This is a genomic window from Shigella sp. FC1967 (assembly GCF_001743005.1).
Lineage (GTDB): Bacteria > Pseudomonadota > Gammaproteobacteria > Enterobacterales > Enterobacteriaceae > Proteus.
In genome coordinates, this window is the sequence record NZ_MIIZ01000722.1 from 1 (window position 1) to 4161 (window position 4161).

Consider the following 4161-nt stretch of genomic DNA (forward strand, 5'->3'; position numbering starts at 1 on the left):
TAAAAGTTATTAGTAACAAGGAAATAAGAAAATGAATAAACAGCGTTGCGATTGGGTAACCAATGATCCTGAATATTTGGCATATCATGATGAAGAATGGGGTAAACCTGAGCGAGATAAATATAAGCTTTTTGAAATGATTTGCCTTGAAGGTCAACAAGCGGGGCTATCTTGGTATACCGTACTTAAAAAGAGAGAAGGTTTTCGTCGCTGTTTTTTTTGATTTTTCACCTGAAAAAAATTGCCAAAATGACAGATAAAGAAGTTGAAGCTTTATTGCAAGAGCCCGCAATTATTCGTCATCGAGGAAAAATTAACGCCATTATCAATAACGCACGTATTTTTATGGCGATGGAAGCGCAAGGTGAAGATTTTAGTCAATTTATTTGGCAATTTGTGGATGATAAACCCATCATTAATCAATGGAGTGATATCTCTCAAGTGCCTGCATCCACTGAAATCTCAGATAAAATGGCAAAAACGCTGAAGAAAAAAGGCTTTAAATTTGTGGGAACAACAACTTGCTACGCTTTTATGCAAGCCGTTGGTATGGTAAATGACCATATTCTCTCTTGTTTTTGTCACCAAGATAAGACTAAAAACACCAATAAAAAGTAAAATATGAGTTGAGTTATCTTTAATTTTGAATACTTTTAGCTTTATATTTCAATATTTAAAATTATATTAATATTACTATTCTATCATTTCGATTATAACTATTGATGCAGATTAAAGCTCGCGGTATGGTGTTTCTTAACGAGAAAGCAACATAGAAGATACCTGCAAAGATGACTCAACTATCACAATTTGGGCAAAAGTTTGCTCAGCATTCAGGCATTGCTCGCTTGATGCAAGACTTAAATGAAGGCATACGCACACCCGGAGCTGTGATGCTCGGTGGTGGAAATCCAGCTCATATTCCTGAAATGGATAATTATTTTCGCCAATTACTTAAAGAGATGACAGAAAATGGCTCATTAAGTGATGCGGTCTGTAACTATGATGGTCCACAAGGCAAAGATGCCATGTTACAAGCGTTGGCGACATGTTTAAAAGAGAAGCTAGGCTGGAATATTTCGGCGAAAAATATTGCACTAACTAATGGTAGTCAAAGTGCTTTTTTCTATTTATTTAATTTATTAGGTGGCACAACAAAGAGTGGGAAAAAACGTAAAATTCTTTTCCCTATCGCTCCTGAATACATTGGTTATGCTGATTCTGGATTAGAAGAAGATCTGTTTGTTGCGAATAAACCAACAATAGAAATGTTGCCGAATGGGCAATTTAAATATCATGTTGATTTTGCTCATCTTGAAATCAGTGATGATATTGCGGCTATTTGTGTTTCAAGACCAACAAACCCAACGGGTAATGTGATTACAGATGACGAAGTTGAAAAGCTAGAGGCTTTAGCTAAACGACACAATATCCCGCTGATTATCGATAACGCTTACGGTGTTCCTTTTCCGGGTATTATTTTTACTCAGGCAACACCTCGTTGGAATGACAACACTATCCTTTGTATGAGTTTGTCTAAGTTAGGCTTACCAGGCGCACGCTGTGGCATTATTATCGCCAATGAAGAGCTGATTTCAGCCATTACAAATGTTAACGGCATTATTAGCCTTGCACCTGGTGGAATTGGGCCTGCAATGGCATTAGAAATGCTAAAACGTGATGATTTAATGCGATTATCCCAAGATGTGATAGGTCCTTTCTATCATCAACGAGTACTTGAAACTATTCATATTATTCGCCGCTATTTACCTGAAGAACGTTGTCTTATCCATAAGCCTGAGGGGGCGATCTTTTTGTGGCTTTGGTTTAAAGATTTACCTGTTTCTTGTGAAGAGCTTTACCGCCGCCTGAAAAAACGTGGTGTATTGATGGTGCCAGGACATTACTTCTTTCCAGGATTAGAAGATACATGGGATCACGCTCATCAATGTATGCGAATGAATTACGTACCTGAGCCTGAATTGATTGAAAAAGGAATAAAAATTCTGGCTGAAGAACTCGAGAATATCTATCAGCCAGTGAATATCTAATAAAAATGCCCCTTCAGCGAGAAGAAGGGGCAAAGACAATAACGAGGACTTTTGAGCATAAGTTTGACGGAAAGAAATTGATTACTAAAAATTTAGCAATCCGTCTCAATCTAAATTTCTTAGCACGAGAACTATTAAAACAGACATTCATAAAATCTATGGCTTAAATAAGAGCCATTCATTGCCTTAATTGTCCCTCTGCTAAGCTAAATGTGGATTTTGATAACAATTTTTGTTCAACTATTTAATATATTTATTATTTTTACTACAAAGTCCATATAATAAGAGCCATTAATTGTGGTGTTATAATACGTAAAAACATTGCTAAAGGATAAACTGTGGCATAGGAAAGAGCAGCCGCTCCGCTTGAGTTATGAATTGAGTTTGCGAAGGCTAATGCAGGGGGATCTGTCATTGAACCTGCTAACATTCCGCAGAGGCTTAAATAATTAAGTTTAAAAAAGACTCTGGCGACCACTCCGACAATTAATAGTGGTAATAACGTAATCAAAATACCATAGCCAATCCAACTCAAGCCTTGACCATAAATTAATGTTTCGACAAATTCACCGCCAGAGTTTAGCCCTACCACCGCAAGAAACATGACAATACCCAGCTCTCGCAATGCTAAGTTTGCACTTGGAGGCATAAACCAATAGAGCTTACCAAATGTACCAATACGCCCTAAAATTAAGGCAACAACAAGGGGACCACCTGCTAACCCTAGTTTAAGTGCCACAGGAATACCGGGAATAAAAATAGGAATAGAACCAAGTAAAACGCCTAAGCCAATACCAATAAAGACTGGGAGCATTTGAACTTGTTCTAATTTCTGACGAGCATTACCAAGCAGAACGGTAATGGCTTCAATAGATTCAGGCGCCCAACGACATTAAGGATATCCCCGAATTGCAACATACTATTATTGCTTGGGATCAGTTCAATACCCGCGCGTTCAATCGAGTGACGACGACATCGTATTTTCTTTTAAGATCCAGATCTTTTAAACGCTTACTGAGCACAGAATCATTTGTTACAACGACCCGCACTGATTGCAGTAAATTTGTTGATGTTGAAAGTGAAGCATCGACCTCTTCACCAAGTACTAGACGTACCTTATTGAGATCTTCCTTTGACCCCACAATATGCAGTAAATCTCCCAACTGAATAATTGTTGATGGCATAGGTACCATAATGTTATCTCCGCGCTTTAAGCGAGAGCAGACGATGGCATCTTCATTGAGTAAAGGAATATCTTGCATTAATAAGCCATCTAAATTGGGGTTTTTAACCGCAATATTAATAGTATGTAGCGCATCTTTAGTGCTGTGTTGTTGGTTGCTAAAGGCTTTGCTTCTTCATCAATATTGATTTTAAAGAACACACGAATAAGCCACATAACTAGCAGAATGCCACAGATCCCCATAGGATAAGCCATGGCATAGCCCATTCCCATTTGCCCCACAGATGTTGGGTCGACATGCAGATCCGTCAGTATTTGTTGTCCTGCGCCTAAAGAAGGCGTGTTGGTAACAGCACCAGAAAAAATACCTAATATAATAGGTAAAGGAACGTCAAATAGACGATAAATAGATGCAGTTATGATTGAGCCAAGCAGAATAATGAATATGGCAAAGGCGTTTAGTTTTAAGCCCGAAACACGTAGTGAGGAGAAAAAACCAGGGCCGACTTGGATACCAATAGTATAAACGAAAAGAATAAGCCCAAATTCTTGAATAAAGTGAAGGGTTTGTGTATTAAGTGACAAATTATACTGTTGAGCAAAATGACCAACAATGATGCCACCAAAAAGAACACCACCTATCCCTAGGCTGACCCGATAAATTTTGATATTGCCGATCCAAAGACCTAGAGCGCCTGCTAATGACAACATCACCATTGTTAATGCAATATCACTCATAAAAAGATCCTGTACCCAAAATAAAAATGAGAAAATTTGAGCTAAAACGATAAACCTATTTTGGCAAAGAACGAAGAAACTCGCTGTGTCTTATCGCACAGATTCAGCATATATAAAGATCAAAAAAATAAGAAAGATAAATATAGAGTTAAAATATCTTATTAAAATAAATAAGGTTGAATTCTAATAATC

1 protein-coding gene and 2 pseudogenes are annotated in these 4161 nt (G+C 37.6%); 2 read left to right on the plus strand and 1 reads right to left on the minus strand.

Annotated elements, in window-relative coordinates; genetic code table 11:
* Nucleotides 1–31: 31 nt before the first annotated feature.
* Both BHE89_RS11130 and BHE89_RS11135 read left to right on the plus strand, forming a co-directional pair.
* A pseudogene (locus BHE89_RS11130) lies at nt 32–618 on the plus strand (DNA-3-methyladenine glycosylase I).
* Between the two features lie 170 nt (nt 619–788).
* A complete protein-coding gene (locus tag BHE89_RS11135) occupies nt 789–2048 on the plus strand; it encodes a valine--pyruvate transaminase (protein ID WP_069369570.1) in 1260 nt (419 codons plus the stop codon).
* A 265-nt stretch (nt 2049–2313) separates the two neighbouring features.
* Here BHE89_RS11135 and BHE89_RS11140 read toward each other — a convergent pair.
* Nucleotides 2314–3969: pseudogene (locus tag BHE89_RS11140) on the minus strand (putative transporter).
* Nucleotides 3970–4161: the final 192 nt, after the last annotated feature.

What these genes read in the sequence shown, in the direction of transcription:
- BHE89_RS11135 (WP_069369570.1), top strand. Translation starts at nt 789, where the DNA reads ATGACTCAACTATCACAATTTGGGCAAAAGTTTGCTCAGCATTCAGGC.